Origin of the sequence: Streptomyces sp. NPDC006798, from assembly GCF_040635975.1 — a bacterium.
Taxonomy (GTDB): Bacteria; Actinomycetota; Actinomycetes; order Streptomycetales; family Streptomycetaceae; genus Streptomyces.
On sequence record NZ_JBEYIS010000078.1, the window covers coordinates 1 to 18,935 of the forward strand.

12 protein-coding genes are annotated in these 18,935 nt (G+C 75.1%); 10 read left to right on the forward strand and 2 right to left on the reverse strand.

The features are described from left to right. The 6 genes from ABZ714_RS32395 to ABZ714_RS32420 all read left to right on the forward strand — a co-directional run. Nucleotides 1-2,082: condensation domain-containing protein (locus ABZ714_RS32395; RefSeq protein ID WP_358828935.1), on the forward strand; the 2,082-nt coding region annotated here is incomplete at its 5' end. Next, nucleotides 2,079-9,290 carry an amino acid adenylation domain-containing protein gene (locus ABZ714_RS32400; protein WP_358828936.1) on the forward strand — a complete coding sequence of 2,404 codons (7,212 nt, stop codon included), beginning with the start codon at nucleotides 2,079-2,081 and terminating at the stop codon, nucleotides 9,288-9,290. The genes ABZ714_RS32395 and ABZ714_RS32400, both read left to right, overlap by 4 nt. Before the next feature lie 67 nt (nucleotides 9,291-9,357). After that, nucleotides 9,358-10,164 (forward strand): 2,3-dihydro-2,3-dihydroxybenzoate dehydrogenase, encoded by an 807-nt coding sequence (locus tag ABZ714_RS32405; RefSeq protein WP_358828937.1) that lies wholly within the window; start codon nucleotides 9,358-9,360, stop codon nucleotides 10,162-10,164. Nucleotides 10,165-10,629: 465 nt separating this feature from the next. Then, nucleotides 10,630-11,781: an isochorismate synthase gene (locus tag ABZ714_RS32410; RefSeq protein WP_358828956.1), complete on the forward strand. Its 1,152-nt coding sequence runs from the start codon at nucleotides 10,630-10,632 to the stop codon at nucleotides 11,779-11,781. Further along, a complete protein-coding gene (locus tag ABZ714_RS32415; RefSeq protein WP_358828938.1) occupies nucleotides 11,778-13,538 on the forward strand; it encodes a (2,3-dihydroxybenzoyl)adenylate synthase in 1,761 nt (586 codons plus the stop codon). Before ABZ714_RS32410 ends, ABZ714_RS32415 begins: the two co-directional genes overlap by 4 nt. Next, the gene (locus ABZ714_RS32420; RefSeq protein WP_358828939.1) at nucleotides 13,535-14,167 is read left to right on the forward strand and encodes an isochorismatase family protein; all 633 of its coding nucleotides are present in this window, start codon (nucleotides 13,535-13,537) and stop codon (nucleotides 14,165-14,167) included. The genes ABZ714_RS32415 and ABZ714_RS32420 overlap by 4 nt, the downstream gene beginning before the upstream one ends. 39 nt (nucleotides 14,168-14,206) lie before the next feature. On the opposite strand, the gene ABZ714_RS32425 is transcribed toward ABZ714_RS32420, so the two are convergent. Then, nucleotides 14,207-15,007, reverse strand: a complete 801-nt coding sequence (locus ABZ714_RS32425) for an AraC family transcriptional regulator (RefSeq protein WP_358828940.1) — start codon at nucleotides 15,005-15,007, stop codon at nucleotides 14,207-14,209. 244 nt (nucleotides 15,008-15,251) lie between these two features. On the opposite strand from ABZ714_RS32425, the gene ABZ714_RS32430 reads away from it, so the two are divergent. The 3 genes from ABZ714_RS32430 (at nucleotide 15,252) to ABZ714_RS32440 (ending at nucleotide 16,562) form a co-directional block, all read left to right on the forward strand. Beyond that, on the forward strand, nucleotides 15,252-15,407 hold the full coding sequence (locus tag ABZ714_RS32430) for a DUF6131 family protein (RefSeq protein ID WP_358828941.1): 156 nt from the start codon (nucleotides 15,252-15,254) through the stop codon (nucleotides 15,405-15,407). A 244-nt stretch (nucleotides 15,408-15,651) separates the two neighbouring features. Further along, complete coding sequence (locus tag ABZ714_RS32435; protein ID WP_358828942.1) at nucleotides 15,652-15,825, forward strand: CsbD family protein; 174 nt, start codon at nucleotides 15,652-15,654, stop codon at nucleotides 15,823-15,825. A 191-nt stretch (nucleotides 15,826-16,016) separates the two neighbouring features. After that, entirely contained in the window at nucleotides 16,017-16,562 is a 546-nt protein-coding gene (locus tag ABZ714_RS32440; protein WP_358828943.1) for a type 1 glutamine amidotransferase domain-containing protein, read from the forward strand. On the opposite strand, the gene ABZ714_RS32445 is transcribed toward ABZ714_RS32440, so the two are convergent. Further along, nucleotides 16,528-17,868 carry an MFS transporter gene (locus ABZ714_RS32445; protein WP_358828944.1) on the reverse strand — a complete coding sequence of 447 codons (1,341 nt, stop codon included), beginning with the start codon at nucleotides 17,866-17,868 and terminating at the stop codon, nucleotides 16,528-16,530. The two genes, ABZ714_RS32440 and ABZ714_RS32445, sit on opposite strands and share 35 nt — an antisense overlap. Nucleotides 17,869-17,964: 96 nt before the next feature. Between ABZ714_RS32445 and ABZ714_RS32450 the strand changes: the two genes are divergently transcribed. Further along, nucleotides 17,965-18,900 (forward strand): LysR family transcriptional regulator, encoded by a 936-nt coding sequence (locus ABZ714_RS32450; RefSeq protein ID WP_358828945.1) that lies wholly within the window; start codon nucleotides 17,965-17,967, stop codon nucleotides 18,898-18,900. Nucleotides 18,901-18,935: the final 35 nt, after the last annotated feature.

An 18,935-nucleotide genomic window follows, 5' to 3' on the forward strand; every position in this document is an offset into this window, starting at 1 on the left:
GGCCTCCGCATCGAACCCGCCGAAATCGAAACCACCCTCACCACCCACCCCCACCTCACCCACACCACCATCCAACTCCGCGAAGACACCCCGGGGGTACGGCGTCTGGTGGCGTATGTGGTGCCCGTCGAGGGGCACGAGGTGGACCCGGAGGAGCTGCGCGCGCTGGCCCGGGAGCGGTTGCCGGAGTACATGGTCCCCTCCGCCTTCGTCACCCTCACCGAACTGCCCCTGACTCCCAACGGCAAGCTCGACCGGCGCGCCCTGCCCGCGCCGGAGCGGCCGAAGCCGGCCGGGGAGGCCGCGGAGCGGTCCGCGGTGCCCGCGGGGACACCGGCCGAGGTGCTGGCCGCGCTGATCGGGGAGTTGCTGGGGGTGCCGGGGATCGGTCCCGACGACAACTTCTTCGAGCTGGGCGGCGACAGCATCCTCTCGATCCGGCTGGTGGGCATGGCCCGCAAGGCGGGTCTGACGGTCTCCGCGCGGCAGATCTTCCAGCATCCGACGCCGGCCGGGCTCGCCGCCGTGGCGGCCGTCCGCGACGGCGGGACGTCCTCGGCCGCCGTCCGGGTCCCGGACGGCGGCCCGGGGCCGCTGCCGCTGCCGCCCGTGGCGCAGTGGCTGGCCGGGCGCGGCGGCCCGTACGCCTCGTTCGGGCAGGCCCGGCTGGTGGAGCTGCCGCCGGGGGCGGACCGGTCCCGGCTGGTCGGCGCGGTCCAGGCCGTACTCGACCACCACGACGCGCTCCGGCTGACGCTGACGGTGCCGCGGCCGGGGGTGTGGAGTGCCGAGATCCGGCCCGCCGGGGCGGTGGCCGCCGCCGATGTGGTGGAGACGGTGGACGCGACGGGCCTCTTTGGTCCTGCGCTGCGGGAGCTGCTCGCCCGGGAGTCGGCCCGGCTGGCGGGGCTGCTGGCGCCGGAGTCGGGGGTGGTGCTGCGCGGCGTCCATCTCGACCGGGGTCCTGACGTGTCCGGGCGGCTGCTGCTGGCCGCCCATCATCTGGCCGTGGACGAGGTGTCCTGGCAGATCCTGCTGCCCGATCTGCGGGCCGCGTACGAGGCGGTGGCCGAGGGCCGGACCCCGGCGCCGGAGCCGGTGCCGACGTCCCTGCGGAGCTGGACGACCCATCTGCTGGCGGAGGCGCAGCAGCCGCGGCGGACGGCCGAACTGGCGCACTGGCTGGCCGCTTCGGCGCCCGGTGCGCGGGGGCCGCTGCTCTCCCGGCGGGAGCTGGACCCCGCCCTCGACACGGCGGCGACGGCCAGGACCCTCACGGTCCGGGCCGGGGCCGCCCGGACGGCGCCGCTGCTGCGGGACGTGCCGTCGGCGTTCCACGGCACGGTCGGCGACACCCTGCTGACCGTCCTGGCGCTGGCCGTCGGCGGACTGGCGGCCCGGCGCGGGCTGCCGTACGAGGACGGTTTCACGGTCGATCTGGAGGGTCACGGCCGGGAGCAGGAGCTGCTGCCGGGCGCCGATCTGACCCGGACCGTGGGCTGGTTCACGGCCATCCATCCGCTCCGGCTGACGTCCCGGTCGTACGACCCGGCGGGTGTGGTGGCGGGCCGGGACGACGCGGGGGCGGCCCTGAAGGAGATCAAGGAGCTGCTGCGGCAGGTCCCGGACGGCGGGATCGGCGCCGGTCTGCTGCGGTACGCGAACCCGGCGACGGCCCGGCTGTTCGACGGGGCGGCCCGGCCGGAGGTGCTCTGGAACTACCTGGGGCGCCGGGCGGGCGGCCCGGACGGCGGCGCGTGGGGTCCGGCCGAGGAGGCCGACGCCCTGGCGGGGCGGCCCGATCCGCTGCTGCCGCTGTCGCACCCGCTGGAGATCACCGCGGAGATCGCGGACGGCCCGGAGGGGCCGGAGCTGACCCTGACGTTCATCAGGGCGGGCGAGGCCGTTCCGCAGGGGGTCGTCACGGACCTCGCGGACGGCTTCCTGGCCGCCGTGGACGCCGTCGCCGCGTGGGCGGCGGGCGGCGGCACCGGGGGGCACACCCCCTCGGACCTCGACCTGGTCGACCTGGACCAGGACCAGATCACGATGCTCGAAGACATGTGGAGGGCACAGCAGTGACCCAGGCTCGAATCGAGGACATGCTCCCGCTGTCCCCCCTGCAGCAGGGGATGCTGTTCCATTCGCTGTACGACGGGGCCGCGCCGGACGTGTACACGGTCCAGGTATCGGTGTCGCTGACCGGTCCGCTCGACGGGGACCGGCTGGAGCGGGCGGCCGGCGCGCTGCTGGAGCGGCATCCCAATCTGCGGGCCGGGTTCTGGCACGAGGGCGTACCGCAGCCGGTGCAGTTCGTCCCGGCGCGGGTGCCGTTCGCCCTGGACCGGGTGGATCTCTCCGACGATCCGTCGCCGTCGGCGGTACGCCGGACGGAGCGGGCCGAGCTGAACCGCCGGTTCGTCCCGCACCGGCCGCCGCTGCTGCGGCTGCTCCTGGCCCGGCTGGGACCCGAGGACCACCTGCTGGTGGTGACGGTCCACCACATTCTGGTGGACGGCTGGTCGATGCCGCTGCTGGTGAAGGATCTGCTGGCGCTGTACGACACGGACGGCGGGCCGGGCGTCCCGGCGCCGGCCCGGCCGTACCGGGACTATCTGCGGTGGCTGAAGACCCAGGACCGCCCGGCGGCGGAGGCCGCGTGGCGGGGGGCGCTCGGCGGTCTGGAGGGGCCGTCGCTGGTGGCCCCGGCCGATACGGGGCGGCTGCCGGTCCGGCCGGGTGTGCACCGGTCGCTGCTGTCGGCCGGGGCGACCGCGCGGCTGACCTCGGCGGCCCGGCGGCTCGGCACCACTCCGAGCACGCTGGTGCAGACGGCGTGGGGGCTCCTGGTGGGGTCGCTGACCGGCCGGGACGACGTGGTGTTCGGGCTGACGGTGTCGGGGCGGCCGGAGGAGTTGCCGGGCGTCGAGTCGATGGTGGGGCTCTTCATCACCACCGTGCCGGTCCGGCTGACGGTCCGTCCGTGGGAGCCGGCGGGCGCGCTGGTCCGCCGGTTCCGGGACGAGCAGAACGGGCTGCTGTCCCATCACCATCTGGGTCTGGGGGCGATCCAGAAGCAGGCGGGCGGCGGTGAGCTGTTCGACACGCTGGTGGTGGTCGAGAACTATCCGGTGGATCCGGCGGCCAGGCCCGCGCTCTCCGACGGGGTCCGGGTGGCGGATGTGGAGGCCCGGGACGGCACTCACTATCCGCTGACGCTCTCGGTCGATCTCGGCGAACGGGTCGAGTTGGCCGTCGAGTACCGTCCGGACCTCTTCGACGCGCGGGCGGCGGCCGTGATCGCCGCCCGGCTGGCGGGGCTGCTGGAACAGCTGGCCGGGGATCCGGACGTGCCCGTGGGCGCGTTGCGGCTGCTGGCCGGCGACGAGCCGGGCGCGGTCCGGCCCGGGGTGCGCGGTCCGGCCCGGGAGGTCCCGGCCGGTACGCTCGCCGACCGGTTCGCCGAGCGGGTGGCGGCCTCGCCGGACGCCTGCGCGGTGGTGGCGGGTGCCGAGCGGCTGACGTTCGCCGGGCTCGGCGCCCGGGTGGACGCCCTCGCGGGGCTGCTGGCCGGGCGTGGGGTCGGTCCGGAGGACGTGGTGGCGCTCGCGGTGCCCCGTTCGGTGGACGCGGTGGCCGCGATCCTGGCCGTACTGCGGACCGGTGCCGGGTATCTGCCGCTGGATCTGGACCATCCGGCGGACCGGCTGGCGCTGATGCTGGACGACGCCCGGCCGGTCTGCGTACTGACCACGTCGGCGGCGCTGCCGCTGCTGCCGCCGGCCGACGGCGGGGCCGGTACGCCCCGGGTCGTCCTCGACGATCCGGCGGTCGCGGCCCGGCTCGCGGCGGCCCCGGCCGGATTCACCGCTCGGCGCGCGCCGCTGCCGGGGCACCCGGCGTATGTGATCCACACCTCGGGTTCGACCGGGGTGCCCAAGGGCGTGGTGGTCACCCACGGCGGTCTGGCGGCGCTCTACGCGAACCATGCCGAGGCGGTCTTCGGCCCGGTGGCGGCCGCCGCCGGTGGGCGGCGGCTGCGGGCCCTGCACACCGCGTCGTTCTCCTTCGACACCTCGTGGGAGCAGTTGTTCTGGCTGGTGCTCGGGCACGAGCTGCACGTCCTGGACGAGACCGAGCGCCGGGACGCCGAGTTCACCGTGGCGTACGTCCGCGAACGGCGGATCGACGCGCTGGATGTGACGCCGACCCATGCGCAGGCCCTGCTGGAGTGCGGGCTGCTGGCCCGGGACGCGCACCGGCCGGGGCTGCTGCTGCTCGGCGGCGAGGGCGTGCCGGACGCGCTGTGGCGGGAGGTGCGGGACACCCCGGGGGTGCTGTCGGTCAATCTGTACGGGCCCACCGAGTACACGGTGGACGCGCTGGGCGCCGATCTGGCGGACTCCGGCACTCCGGTGGTGGGGCTGCCGATCGGCAACACCACGGCCTATGTGCTGGACGGGGCCCTGCGGCCCGCGCCCGACGGCACGGCCGGGGAGCTGTATCTGGCGGGCGCCGGTGAGGCGCGGGGCTATCTGCGGCGCCCGGCCGCCACGGCGGAACGATTCGTCGCCGATCCGTACGGGCCGCCCGGCGGCCGGATGTACCGCACCGGGGATCTGGTGCGGCTGCGCGCGGACGGACAGCTGGAGTTCCTGGGACGCGCCGACGACCAGGTGAAGATCCGCGGGCACCGGGTGGAGCCCGCGGAGGCGGAGGCGGCGCTGGCCGCGCTGGACGGGGTGGCGTCGGCCGCCGTGGTGGTCCGGGAGGACACCCCGGGCGTGAAGCGGCTGGTCGGCTATGCCACGGGCACCGTCGACCCGGAGTGGGCCCGCAAGCGGCTCGCCGAGCGGCTGCCGGAGTTCCTGGTGCCGTCGGCGGTGGTGGTGCTCCCGGTGCTGCCGGTGACCGTGAACGGCAAGCTGGACCGGGCGGCGCTGCCCGCGCCCGTACTCTCCGGGCGGGCGGCGTCCCGGCCGCCGCGCGGGCCCCGCGAGGAGGCGCTGTGCGCGGTCTTCTCCGAGGTGCTGGGCGTGGCGGAGGTCGGGGCCGACGACGACTTCTTCGCCCTGGGCGGCGACAGCATCGTCTCGATCCGGCTGGTGGCGCGGATCCGCAAGGAGGGTCTGCTGCTGTCCCCGCGCGATGTGTTCGAGCACCGCAGCCCGGCCCGGCTGGCGGCGGTCGCGGGCGCGGTCGCCGAGCAGGCCGACGGCGGCGGGTTCCTCGCCGGGAGCGCGCCGCTGGTGGAGCTGACCGATACCGAGCGCGCGACCCTGACCGGGGTGTTCCCGTCGGTCGCCGAGGTACTGCCGCTGGCGCCGCTCCAGGAGGGGCTGTACTTCCACGCCCGGTACGACGAGCAGGCCCTCGACGTCTATCTGATGCAGAACTTCGTGGAGCTGCGGCACGCGGTGGACCGGGCGGCGCTGCGGGACGCGTTCGACGCCCTGCTGGCGCGGCATCCGAATCTGCGGTCCGGGTTCTGGCACGAGGGCCTGCCCGGTCCCGTTCAGGCGGTACCCGCCGAGTGGGAGCTGCCGTGGCGGGAGCTGGACTGGTCGGATCTCGACCGCGCGGCGCAGGACGCGGCGCTGGAGAAGTTCTCCCTCGCGGACGCGGCGACCCGGTTCGACCTCGGGGATCCGCCGCTGATCCGGGTGGCGCTGATCCGGCTGGCGGCCGACCGCTGGATGCTCTGTGTGACCCAGCACCACATCCTCACCGACGGCTGGTCGGAGTCGCTGTTCTTCGAGGAGCTGTTCGCGCTCTACGGGTCGCGGGGCGATCCGGCGGTGCTGCCGCCGGTGACCCCGTACCGGGACTATCTGCGCTGGCTGGGCGCGGTGGACACCGACGACGCGGTGGTCGCCTGGCGCGGCCATCTCTCGGGTCTCGACCAGGGCACCCTGGTCGCGGCGGCCGATCCGGCCCGGCCGCCGGTGACGGCGGAGGTGGTCGATCTGTCGCTGGACGAGGCGGCGAGCGACCGGCTGCGGGAGTTCGCGCGGGGCGCCGGGATCACCCTGAACACGGTGCTCTCCACGGCCTGGGCGATGGCGCTGGCCGGGCTGACAGGACGGGACGACGTGGTCTTCGGCGCGACGGTGTCGGGCCGCCCGCCGGGGCTCCCGGGTGTGGACCGGATGATCGGCATGTTCGTGAACACCCTGCCGTTCCGGGTGGCGCTCCGTCCGGCGGAGTCGGTGCGGGAGCTGCTGGTCCGGGTCCAGGCGGAGCACGCCGAGCTGCTGCCGCACCACTACACCGGTCTGGGCCGGATCCAGCGGGAGACCGGGATCGGCCAGCTCTTCGACACGCTGTACGTCTTCCGCAACACCCCGCTCGACGACTCGGCCCGCGAGGAGGCCGTCGCCGAGCACGGCATCGGCTGGACGCACAGCGTCGACGGCACCCACTATCCGCTGACCCTGGCGGTCACCCCGGGTCCGGCGCTGGAACTCACCCTCGCCTACCGGCCCGACCTCTACGACGCCGAGACGGCCCGGCGGATCGCGGAGCGGCTGGCCCGGCTGGTGCGCGCCGCGTCGGAGGACGGTTCGGTGCCGGTGGGACGGCTGCACACCCTGCCGGAGCCGGAGCGCGCGGCGCTGCTGGCGCTCGGCGACGACACCGGGCATCCGGTGGAGCCGGTGTCGGTGGCGGACCTGTTCGCCGCCCAGGCGGCCCGTACCCCCGCCGAGACGGCGCTGGTCTTCGAGGAGGAGCGGCTGTCCTACGCCGAGCTGGACGCGCGGGCCAACCGGCTGGCGCGGGCGCTGCGGGCGCGGGGTGCCGGTCCCGAGCGGGTGGTGGCCCTGGGGCTGCCCCGGTCGGCGGAGTTCGTGGTGGCCCTGTTCGCCGTGCTGAAGACGGGCGCCGCTTATCTGCCGCTGGATCTGGACCATCCGGTGGACCGGCTGGCCGCCATGGTGGCGGACGCGGGCCCGCTGTGCCTGGTGACGACGGCGGGCGTGGCGGACCGCGTACCGCGCGTCCCCGGCGTGCCGGAGCTGCGGCTGGACGATCGGGCGACCGCCGGTGAGCTGGCCGCGCTGGACGGTACGGCCCTGGCGGAGGCGGAGCTGACGGCCCGTCGCGACGGGCGGCATCCGGCGTACGTCATCTACACCTCGGGCTCCACCGGCCGCCCCAAGGGGGTGGTGGTGCCGTACGCCGGTCTGACGAACATGCTGGAGAACCACCGGGAACGGATCTTCGTACCGGCGGTGGAGCTGGCCGGGGGCCGCCGGATGCGGGTGGCGCACACGGTGTCGTTCGCCTTCGACATGTCCTGGGAGGAGTTCTTCTGGCTGGTCGACGGGCACGAGGTGCATGTCATCGGCGAGGAGCTGCGACTGGACCCGGCGGCGCTCACCGCGCACTACGACCGGGTGGGCATCGACGTCATCAATGTGACCCCGTCGTACGGTCAGCAGCTGGTGGACGCCGGGCTGCTGGCGCCGGACCGGCACCGGCCGGCGCTCTTCCTGCTCGGCGGCGAGGCGGTCCCCGACTCGCTGTGGCGGCTGCTGGCCGCGACCGACGGCACGATGGCCTACAACCTGTACGGGCCGACCGAGTACACCATCAACGCGCTCGGCGCCGATGTCGCCGACAGCGACGGCTCGTGTGTGGGACGCCCCATCTTCAACACCCGGGCCGCCGTCCTCGACGGGGCGCTGCGGCCGGTACCGCACGGGGTCCCGGGCGAGCTGTATCTCTCGGGGGCGGGACTGGCCCGCGGCTATCTGGGCCGCCCGGCGCTGACCGCGGAACGCTTCGTCGCCGACCCCTACGGTCCGCCCGGCGCGGTGATGTACCGGACCGGCGATCTGGTGCGCTGGCGGGCCGACGGCGGTCTGGACTATCTGGGCCGCGCCGACGACCAGGTGAAGATCCGCGGTTTCCGGATCGAGCCGGGCGAGATCGAGTCGGTGCTCGCCGGGCTGCCGGAGGTGGCCGCCGCCGCGGTGACGGTCCACACCGGTCCGACGGGGGTACGGCGGCTGGTGGCGTACACGGTCCCGGCGGCGGGCGCGGACGCCGCGCCGGAGACGCTGCGGGCCCGGCTCGCGGCGGCCCTGCCGGAGTACATGGTGCCCTCCGCGTTCGTCTCCCTGACGGCGCTGCCGCTGACGGTCAACGGCAAGACCGACCGGGCCGCGCTGCCGGAGCCCGACTTCGGCGAGGGCGCGGGCCGTCCCCCGAGGGACGCCCGGGAGCGGACCCTGGTCCGGCTGTTCGCCGAGGTGCTGGGGCTGGAACGGATCGGGGTCGAGGACAACTTCTTCGCCCGCGGCGGCCATTCGCTGCTGGCGATGCGGCTGGTCGGCCGGATCCGGGACGAGCTGGCCGTGCCCGTACAGGTGGGGACGGTGATGTCGGCGCCGACGGTGGCGGATCTGGCCGCCCGGATCGCCGGTGACGCCCGGGACGACGCGCTGCGGGTACTGATGCCGCTGCGGGAACGGGGCTCAGCCGCGCCGCTGTTCTGCTTCCACCCGGCGTCGGGCTTCGCCTGGCAGTACACCGGACTGCTGCGCCATCTCGATCCGGACCGCCCCGTGTACGGGGTGCAGTCGCCCGGACTCGCGGGCGAACTGCCCGATGCGGCGGATGTCGCCGGGCTGGCGGAGCTGTATCTGGCGGAGATCAGGACCGTGCAGCCCGCAGGCCCGTACCACTTCCTCGGCTACTCCTTCGGCGGCACCCTCGCCCACACCCTGGCGGCGCTGCTCCAGGAGCGGGGCGAGGAGGTGGCGTTCCTCGGACTGCTGGACGCCTATCCACCGGAGACCGAGGACTGGTCGTACGCGGACACCCCCGACTGGCGGGAGCGGCTGGAGCGCGAGGAGTCCGGGTTCCTGCTCTCCGTCGCCGGGCTCGAAGCCGATGAGACCGGCCGGGCTGATGAGACCGGTACGGGGAACGGAACCGACGGGACCGACGCGGCCGCCGACCGGGAGGAGCGGATCGCCGCGATCCGGGACAGCCGAGGGCTGCTCGCGGGTTTCGACGAGCGGCTGCTCGACGCCATCGTGTCGGTGAATGTGCACTGCGTCCGGCTGCTGGCCCGCAGCCGCAGCCGCCGCTACCGGGGCGACGTGCTGTTCTTCACCGCCACCAGGACCACCCCGGAGAGCAGTCGCCCCGACCGGGTGTGGCCGCCGTATCTCGACGGCCGGCTGGTGGAGCACACCGTGGACACCGGCCATGACGAGCTGATGTCCCCCGCCGCGCTGGACGAGATCGGGCCCGTCGTGGCCCGCGCCCTGGACGGCTGAACCCCGATCACCGCCCCGGGCCGCCGGGCCCGGGGCGGCCGGAACCCATCTGAGTTGGAGGAAGAAGATGTCTGACGCCGCACCCCCCGGGCACCCCCGGTTCGCGGGCCGGGTCGCGTTCGTCACCGGCGCCGGACGGGGCATCGGGGCCGCGGTCGCCCGCACCCTGTACGCCCAGGGCGCGTCGGTGGCCGCCACCGACGTCGACGGCGCGGCCGTCGAGGGGCTCGCGAAGCGGATGGCGGACACCGGCGCGCCCGGCCGGATCCTGCCGTCGACGCTGGACGTGACCGACCCGGACGCGGTACGTGCCGTCGTCGCCGAGGTGACCGGTGTACTCGGCCCCGTCGACGTCCTGGTGAATGTGGCCGGTGTGCTGCACACCGGGCCCGCGGCCGATGTCGGCGACGCCGACTGGGCCCGGCTGTTCGCGGTCAACGCCGCCGGGGTGTTCCACACCGCCCGGGAGGTCGTGCCGTCGATGGCGGCGCGCGGCCGGGGCAGTGTCGTCACCGTCGGCTCCGACGCGGGCGGTGTGCCCCGGGCCGGGATGGCGGCGTACGCGGCGTCGAAGGCCGCCGCCGCGGCGTTCACCAAATGCCTGGGCCTGGAGTACGCGCGCTGGGGCGTGCGGTGCAACGTGGTGGCGCCCGGTGCCACCGACACGGCCATGCAGCGGTCCCTGTGGGAGGGCGACACCGTGCCGCGCCGCGTCCTGGAGGGGGATCCGGCCCGCTACCGGGTGCCGATCCCGCTGGGCCGGATCGCCGATCCGCAGGACGTCGCCGCGACCGTCGCCTTCCTCGCCTCCGACGAGGCCCGGCACGTGACGATGCAGGAGGTGTACGTGGACGGGGGCGCCGGGCTGCGCTGACGGCGCGGGCCCGGCGGCGTACCGGATCGGCTCGCCGGTACGCCGCCGGACGCCCGCCGTGCTCCCCGCGCTTCCGCTGCCGGCACGAAGCCGCCGGATACCGCCGTCCCGGCCCGGGCGATCCCGCCGCCGACGGCCGCCTCGACCGCCCCGCCGACGACCCGCCCGTCCGAAGACCCGCCCACCCGCCAACGACTGCCCACGGCCGGCCACGACCGCGGCCGTCGCGCGATCCGCCGAACCGCTCGGCGCGCCGCCCGAAGACCACCTCGACCGAACCGCAAGCCGACGACATCGCACCACCCGTCCCACAGCCCACCCGGAACCACGCGCGCCCGCCGCGCACCCCAGCAGCCCTGAGGAGTCACCGTGCCGACGGCCCGACCAGTCGCCGCACCCCCCGCACCGCCCGTACCCGCCGTCCCGGCCGCGCGTCCGGCGCCGACCGCCCGGCGACACCCGGCCGTGGGTGTCGCCACCGGACTGCTCGACGCCTACCGGCCCGGCGCCCGATTCCTGGCCACCCCCACCCGCACCCTGCTCGCCGAGGGCGTCCGGGCCGAAGTCCCGTTCGACGAAAAGCCGCTGCCCGACCGGGTACGGGCCGCGCTCACCGCCGCCCGGCGGCCCGGCGGCGAACGGCCGCTGGTCCTCGGCGCGATCCCGTTCGACACCGGCCGCCCGGCCGCGCTGGTCGTTCCCGAGACCGTCGCCGAGGGCCCGTCCCTCGGCTCCGACCCGCTGGTGACCCTGGATCCCGGCGCCCCCGAACCCGCCGGATGGACGGTGACGGAGGTCCCGGCGCCCGAGGTCTACGCCGCCGCGGTGGCCGCCGCCGTGGCCCGGATGTCCGGCGGCGGACTCGACAAGGTGGTCCTCGCCCGCACCCTGGAGGTGGCGGCGGCGCCCGGCCGGGAGCCCGATCTGGCCGCGCTCCTCGGCCGGCTGGCGCGCAACGACCCCTCCGGATACGTCTTCGCCCTGCCGACCGGTCCCGGCCGGACCCTGCTCGGGGCCAGCCCCGAGCTGCTGGTGTCCCGCCGGGGCGGCGACCTGGTCGCCAACCCGCTCGCCGGTTCGGTGCCGCGCAGCCCCGATCTGGCCGAGGACGTCCGCCGGGCCGCCGCCCTGCTGGAGTCGGCGAAGGATCTGCGCGAGCACGCGATGGTGGTGGACTCCGTGCGGGCGGCCATGGCGCCGTACTGCGCCGCCCTGGACGTACCCGAACACCCCACCCTGGTCCGGACGGCCGCCATGTGGCATCTGTCGACCACGGTCACCGGGCGGCTCGCCGACCCGGACACCACGGCCCTGGACGTGGCGTGCGCCCTGCACCCCACGCCCGCCGTGTGCGGGACGCCGACCGAGGAGGCCCGGAGCGCCATCGCCGGTCTGGAGCCCTTCGACCGGGGCTACTTCACCGGCATGGTCGGCTGGCAGGACGCCGGAGGGGACGGCGAGTGGATCGTCACCCTGCGCTGCGCCGAGGCGACCGGCGGGCTGCTGCGGCTGTTCGCGGGCGCCGGGGTGGTGTCCGCCTCCGACCCGGCGGCCGAGACCGCGGAGACGGCCGCGAAGTTCCGTACCTTCCTGCGCGCCGTGGGAGCCGCCCTGTGAGCCCCGCCGCCGACACCGGAACCGGCACCCGGGCGGACACCGGCACCGCACGGGCCGACGCGCCGTCGTGGCCCGCCGAGTTCGCCGAGCGCTACCGGTCCGCGGGCCACTGGCGGGGCGAGACCCTCGGAGGGATGCTCCGGGAGCGGGCCGCCGCCCACCCCGACCGGGTGGCGGTCGTCGACCCGGACGGGGATCCGCGCCGTACCGTCAGCTATGCGGAGCTGGACGCCCGGGCCGACCGGCTGGCGGCCGGGTTCACGGCGCGCGGGATCGCCCCCGGCGACCGGGTCGTGGTCCAGCTGCCCAACACGGCGGAGTTCCTGGAGGTCGTCTTCGGCCTGTTCCGGATCGGGGCGGTGCCGGTACTGGCGCTCCCGGCCCACCGGCGGGCGGAGATCGGCTACTTCTGCGCCTTCACCGAGGCGGTGGCGTACGTCTGTCCCGGGCGGCACGCCGGATTCGACCACCGGGACCTCGCGGCCGAGGTCCTCCGGGACACACCCGGCCTCCGGCACGTCTTCGTCGCCGACCGCGATCCGGGCCCCTTCACGGCCCTGGCCGACGTCCCCCGGACCCCGGGATCCGGCGGTCCGCCGCCGGGCGGCGGACCCCGGCCCGAGGACGTCGCCCTGCTCCAGCTCTCCGGCGGCAGTACGGGTGTGCCCAAGCTGATCCCCCGGACCCACGACGACTATCTGTACTCGGTACGGGCCTCCAACGAGATCTGCGGGGTGACGGCCGACTCGGTCTATCTGGTGGCGCTGCCCGCCGCCCACAACTTCCCGCTCTCCTCCCCGGGATCGCTGGGCCTGCTGTACGCGGGCGGCCGGGTGGTGATGTGCCCCCAGCCGAGTCCGGACACGGCGTTTTTGCTGATCGAACGGGAAGGGGTGACCATCACCGGGCTGGTACCGCCGCTGGCGCTGCTGTGGACGGAGGCCGCGGCGGCGGGGACTCCGTACGATCTCAGCTCCCTCGACGTACTGCTCGTCGGCGGCGCCAAGTTCTCCGAGGAGGCGGCGCGCCGGGTCCGGCCCGCCATCGGCTGCCGGTTGCAGCAGGTCTTCGGGATGGCCGAGGGCCTGGTCAACTACACCCGGCTGGACGACCCCGACGAGTTGGTGAACGGCACCCAGGGGCGGCCGATCTCGGCCGACGACGAAGTCCTGGTCGTGGACGACGAGGACCGCGAGGTGGAGCCGGGCACCACCGGGCATCTGCTGACCCGGGGGCCGTACACCATCCGCGGCTACTGGCGGGCCCCCGAGCACAACGCGCGCGCCTTCACGGCCGACGGCTTCTACCGCACCGGGGACCTGGTCCGGGCCCTGCCGAGCGGGCATCTCGTGGTGGAGGGCCGGGCCAAGGACCAGATCAACCGGGGCGGCGAGAAGATCGCCCCCGAGGAGGTGGAGAACCATCTGCTCGCCCATCCGGCGGTGCACGACGCGCATCTCGTCGCCGAGCCCGACGCCTATCTCGGCGAGCGCAGTCTCGCCTATGTGGTGCTGCGGCCGGCGGCGGGACCGCTGCGCCCGGCCGAGCTGAAGTCCTATCTGCGCGGGCGCGGACTGGCCGGGTACAAGGTGCCCGACCGGATCGCGTTCGTGGCCGCCCTGCCGACCACCGGGGTCGGCAAGGTGTCCAAGCGGGAGCTGCGCGCCGCGGCCGCCGGTCCCGACTCCCCGGCCGGCCCCGGGCCGGCCGTCCGCCCGGACACCGACCGAACCGAAGGAACGAACGGAACGCCATGAGTCTCCCCCGTATCGCCCCCTATCCCCTTCCGGCCGCGGACGAACTGCCGGTCAACCGGGTCGACTGGAAGCCCGACCCGGCCCGTTCGGTACTCCTCGTCCACGACCTCCAGCGGCACTTCCTGTCGGCGTACGGGACGGACTCGCCGACCGTCGAGGCCCTGCTGGCCGGGGTCGCCCGGCTGCGCGCCGAGGCCGACCGGGCGGGCGTACCGGTGCTGTGGACCGCGCAGCGGGGCGGTCAGAGCCCCGCCGAACGCGGCCTCCAGCAGGACTTCTGGGGCTCCGGGCTGCCCGCCGACCCGCGGGCGGAGGCGATCCCGGCCGAGGTCGCCCCGGCCTCCCCCGACCAGGTGCTGACCAAGTGGAAGTACAGCGCCTTCGTCCGTACCGATCTGGCCGAACGGATGGCCGCCCTCGGCCGGGACCAGCTGGTCGTCACCGGTGTCTACGCCCATATCGGGGTACTGATGACCGCCGCCGACGCGTGGATGCGGGACATCCGGGCGTTCGTGGTCGCGGACGCCGTCGCCGACTTCTCCGCCCGTGAGCACCGGATGGCGCTGGAATGGGCGGCGGGGCGTTGCGCCCGGGTGACGACCGTGGACGAGGTGACCGCCGCCTGGTGACCGCCGCCCCGTGACCCCGGGGTTCTCCGCTGCCCGCGGTCAGACGGGCCCGCCCGGTCTGCTGCGGGCGTACGACCCGGGGGTACGGCCGAAGTAGCGCCGGAACGCCAGGATGAAGCCGTTGGTACTGACGAAGCCGACCTGGGCCGCGACGGAGCTGACCAGCTGGCCCTGGTCCAGCAGGGCCAGGGCGTGGTTCAGCCGTAACCGGGTGCGCCACTCCGAGAAGGCCATTCCGGTCTCCGCCCGGAACGCCCGGCGCAGACTGGTCGAGCTGACGTAGAGCGCGGCGGCCCAGTCGGTCGCGGTCCGCGCGTCGCCGGGTGCCCGGGCCAGCCCCCGCGCCACCGCGAGCGCGGCCGGGGTGACCGGCTGCGGCAGCGGCAGACTGTCGGGGTGCGCGGCGCACAGTACGGCGAAGACGGCCGGGTCGTCGCGCTCGGCCGTACTGCTGCGCATCCGGCCGAGCAGCAGGGCGCGCTGCGCGTCGTTGACGTTGACCGGGGTGGGTTCGGTGTAGGGCAGATCGAAGGATCCGCCGTCGAACGACTCGGGGACGACCACCGCGTCCCGGCCGAAGTGCGCGCTGTGGACGACCCCGGCCGGGATCCAGAGCGCGACCGAGGCGGAGAGTTCGTGGTCCCGGCCGAGCGCCGACACCAGGATCCGCCCCAGGGGTACGTACAGGAACTGGTGGAACGGGTGCTCGTGCGGTGCGTGCCCGCCCACGGCGATGAAGTCCTCCCCACCGGGCGGACGCCGCCGCGCCCCGGTCCGGACGGGCGGCTCGGATGCGGTCGGCGCGCTTCCGGCCGACGTGCGCAGGGTCGTCGTGCCCATGCGATCCCTCCCCTGGGTCACCGGGCCGGAACATCCGCACCTTCACGGCGATCGGCGTGCCTCCGACCGGGACCCGAACGCTTATACGGTAAGGCTAACCTAACTCACATACGGGCCGGCCGGGGCGGGTTCCCCGGGTTCGGGGCGCCGGGCCCGCACGCGGCGGGTTTGCCCCACCTCGGACGGGGAACCCTACCTACCGGGGTACATATCGGGACAAAGGCTATCTTGCCGAGGAGTGACCATGATCGTCCTTGGTGTCATCCTGCTGGTCATCGGTCTGATCACGGGTCTGAGCATCCTGTGGACCATCGGAATCGTGCTCGTGGTGATCGGGATCGTGCTCTGGGTGCTCGGTCTCATGGGCCATGCCGTCGGCGGCCGCAACCACTACTGGTAGCGCCGCGCGAACCCGTCGCCCCCGAGGCGGCCCGATCACTCCCCCGCCATGGGGCGGGCCCGGCTTTCTCCCGGGCCCGCCCCATGACGCTGTCCGGCGGGCGGGCGGACCGTCCCGGGCCGGGTGGCCGGACGAGACCCGGATGGCGTGATGTTTACCCCCGGACCCGGCGGGAACCCGCCGGACGTACGGCATCCGTGACCGTACGGGTGCGTGTCCTGTTTCTCCCCGAAAGGTGGGTGTCATGGCCAGGGACGAGAAGGCGCGGGCGAAGGCCCAGCAGCTCAAGGGCAAGGTCCAGAAGGCGGCCGGTCGCGCGGTCGGCAACGAGAGCGCGGCGGCCAAGGGCCGGGCCAAGGAGGCCGAGGGCGACGCCCGACAGGCCAAGGAGAAGGCGAAGGACGTCTTCAAGCGCTGACCGGACGGCCTACGGGAGGCGTACGCGCCCGGCACCGGTCCGGGCGCTCCGGCTGTTCGCCGCACGCGATCCGGCCGGGGTCCCCGGCCTCGGGCGCCCGGACGGCCTCCCCCGCACATCGACCCGGAAGAGCCGGACGCCTCTCGCCGCGCCCCCGCGCGCCGGGGGCGCGGCGAGAGGAGCGGCGGCGAATGAGAGTCGCGTTTCTGGTGGCGCCCGAAGGCGTCGAGCAGTCCGAACTGACCGAGCCGTGGCGGGCGGTGGCGGCCGCCGGGGACGTACCCGTCCTGGTCTCCACGGAAGAGGGCCGGGTCCAGGCGTTCCACCATCTCGACCGGGGCGACAGCTTCCCGGTGGAGCGGACCGTGTCCGGCGCCGGCGCCGGGGAGTACGGGGCGCTGGTACTCCCCGGCGGTCTCGCCAACCCGGACGCCCTGCGGACGGATCCGGACGCCGTGGCCTTCGTCAGGTCCTTCTTCGACGCCGGGAAACCGGTCGCGGCGATCTGTCACGCCCCGTGGACCCTGGTCGAGGCCGATGTGGTCCGGGGGCGGACCCTGACGTCCTGGCCCAGCCTGCGGACCGATGTCGGCAACGCGGGCGGCACCTGGGTCGACGAGCCGGTCCGGGTCTGCCGCGAGGGCGGCAGCACCCTGATCACCAGCCGGAGGCCGGACGACCTGCCGGCGTTCACGGCCGCCTTCACCGAGGAGTTCGCCCGCGCGGCGACGCCCTGAGGGCCGGGGTGTCCCCGGCCGTCCGGCCGCCGCCGGGCAGACCGAGGGCCAGAGCGACGACGGCGAGGGCCGCGGCGCTCCACAGCAGGGCCGTGATCCCGGCGGTCTCCACGACCGTCCCGCCGACGAAGGCGCCCAGGGCGATCGCGGCCGTGAAGACACCCACATAGATCCCGGTGATCCGCTCCACCCGGTCGGGCGCCGAGCGGACCATCCAGAGCTGTCCGGCCACCGAGAGGCCGCCGTACGCCAGCCCCCACAGGGCGACCGCGGCCCCGGCCGGGACCGCCGCCGAGCCGACGAGGGCCAGCAGCCCGGTCGACAGGGCGATACCCGCGGTGAGGACGAGGACCGTGGCGCGGGGGCGCCGGGCGGCCAGGGCCCCGGCGGCGAAGTTCCCGGCCAGCCCGAAGAGTCCGTAGACCAGCAGGACGGCGGCGACGGTGCCGGGGGCGAGTCCGGTGCGCTCCTCCAGGACCGGCCGGACATAGGTGTACGCGGCGAAGTGCGCGGTCACCAGGAGCGCGATGAGCACCAGACCGGCCAGCACGGTACGGCCGCCCGGCGCGGACGTCCGCGGGGCCGTGCCGTCGGTGCCCGCCGGGGCGGCGGGGCGCGGCAGCCGGGGCAGGGTCAGCCGCAGTCCGGCGGCGAGCAGCACCGCCAGGACGGCGAGGGCGGTGAACGCGGTACGCCAGCCGAAGGCGTCACCGACGACGGTGCCGAGGGGGACACCGGCGACGGAGGCGGCCGCGACCCCGCCGACGGTGACCGAGACGGCGAGGGCGGCGTGCCGGGGCGCCACCAGCCGGGGGGCGACGGCTGCGGCGAGCCCCCAGACCGCGCCCATCCCGACACCGAGCAGGATCCGGCCGCCGACGAGCGGGCCGAAGCCCTGGGCCACGGCGGTGAGGGCGTTGCCGACGGCCAGGACCAGCATCGCGAGCGTCAGCACCGCGCGCCGGTCGCGCGCCCCGATCAGCCGGGGCACGAGGGGGGCGGTGACGGCGGTGACCAGGCCGGTGACGGTGAGGCTCGATCCGGCGGCGCCGGGGCTGATGCCCAGCCCGTCGGCCATCGGTGTGAGCACGCCGATGGGCAGCATCTCCGAGGTGACCACCGTGAAGGTGCTCAGGGTGAGGACGAGGACGGCCGCCCACTGGCGGCGGGTCGTCCGGCCGGGGGCCGCACCGGAATCGGGATCGGGGCCGGGGGGCGTACCGGAATCGGAGGCGGGAGAGGGGACGGGATCCGGGTGGGGACCGGAGCCGGGGCCGGTGCGCGGGACCGGCGACTGCGTGACCATGCGTTCCAATCAAACAGCGGGCCGGATCCGGAACAACGGCGACTTTCTGAACGCTCGATCAGTGGGGGTTATCGACGCGGGTCACAGGAGGAAGCCGTGCATCAGGTTCATGTCCAGGAGATCGAGTGCCTGCTGGTTCTGGCCGAGGAACTGCACTTCGGCCGGACGGCGGAGCGGCTGGGCTGTGCGCAGAGCCGGGTCAGTCAGCTGATCGCCGGGCTCGAACGCCGGGTCGGGGTCCGGCTGGTCGACCGCACCAGCCGGAGGACGGCGCTGAGCAGGCACGGGGTCCAGTTCGTGGCGGAGGTGCGGCCGGCCTACCGGGCGCTGACCGCGGCCGTGGACCGGGCTCGCGACCGGGCCCGCAGCGGCACTCTGGACCGGTTGCGGATCGGTTTCCACGGCGGGCTCTACGGAGAGGTGACCGAGGCGTTCCGGCGGCTGAGGGGCGAGCACGGGGTGGTGCTGGAGCTGGCGGAGATTCCGCTCGGGTCGCCCTTCACGGCGCTGCTGGAGGACCGGGTGGACGCCGCCGTGGTGGAGCTGCCGGTCGGCGAGCCCGGACTGACCACCGGATTCCGGTTCCCGCCGCAGGACCGGCTGCTGGCGGTGTCGGCCCGGCATCCGCTGGCGGCGGCCGGGCGGGTGGACGTCGAGGAGCTGGCGGCGCTCGACGTGCTCCGTCCGCTGGGTGACGCCCCCGACTACTGGCGGGCGGCGCGGGTGCCGCCCGTCACCCCGGGCGGGGTGCCGATCCGGTCCGGTACCGGGATCGTCACGGTCGAGGAGGGGCTGGCGCTGGTCGCGGCGGGCGACCACGGGATGCTGGTCTGCCGTCCGCTGGCCGAGCGGGCGGCCCGGGAGGATGTGCGGTATCTGGGGATCGACGGTCTCGACGAGCCGTCGCAGTTGGGGCTCGTCCGGCGCGCGGACCGGCCGTCCTGGCAACTCGACGCGCTCGCACGGCTGTTGGCGGAGGTGTACGGGCGGGCCGCCGGCGGTCCGGTCCCCGTCGGGGCGGCCGGGCCGTGACGAGTGGAGCCGGCCGGAACGATCGATGGGGCGGC

Excerpts from the sequence above, each read along its gene's own strand:
- ABZ714_RS32430 (WP_358828941.1), top strand. The coding sequence starts at position 15,252 with ATGATCGTCCTTGGTGTCATCCTGCTGGTCATCGGTCTGATCACGGGT.
- ABZ714_RS32420 (WP_358828939.1), top strand. The coding sequence starts at position 13,535 with ATGAGTCTCCCCCGTATCGCCCCCTATCCCCTTCCGGCCGCGGACGAA.
- ABZ714_RS32425 (WP_358828940.1), bottom strand. The coding sequence starts at position 15,007 with ATGGGCACGACGACCCTGCGCACGTCGGCCGGAAGCGCGCCGACCGCA.
- ABZ714_RS32405 (WP_358828937.1), top strand. The coding sequence starts at position 9,358 with ATGTCTGACGCCGCACCCCCCGGGCACCCCCGGTTCGCGGGCCGGGTC.
- ABZ714_RS32445 (WP_358828944.1), bottom strand. The coding sequence starts at position 17,868 with ATGGTCACGCAGTCGCCGGTCCCGCGCACCGGCCCCGGCTCCGGTCCC.
- ABZ714_RS32440 (WP_358828943.1), top strand. The coding sequence starts at position 16,017 with ATGAGAGTCGCGTTTCTGGTGGCGCCCGAAGGCGTCGAGCAGTCCGAA.
- ABZ714_RS32435 (WP_358828942.1), top strand. The coding sequence starts at position 15,652 with ATGGCCAGGGACGAGAAGGCGCGGGCGAAGGCCCAGCAGCTCAAGGGC.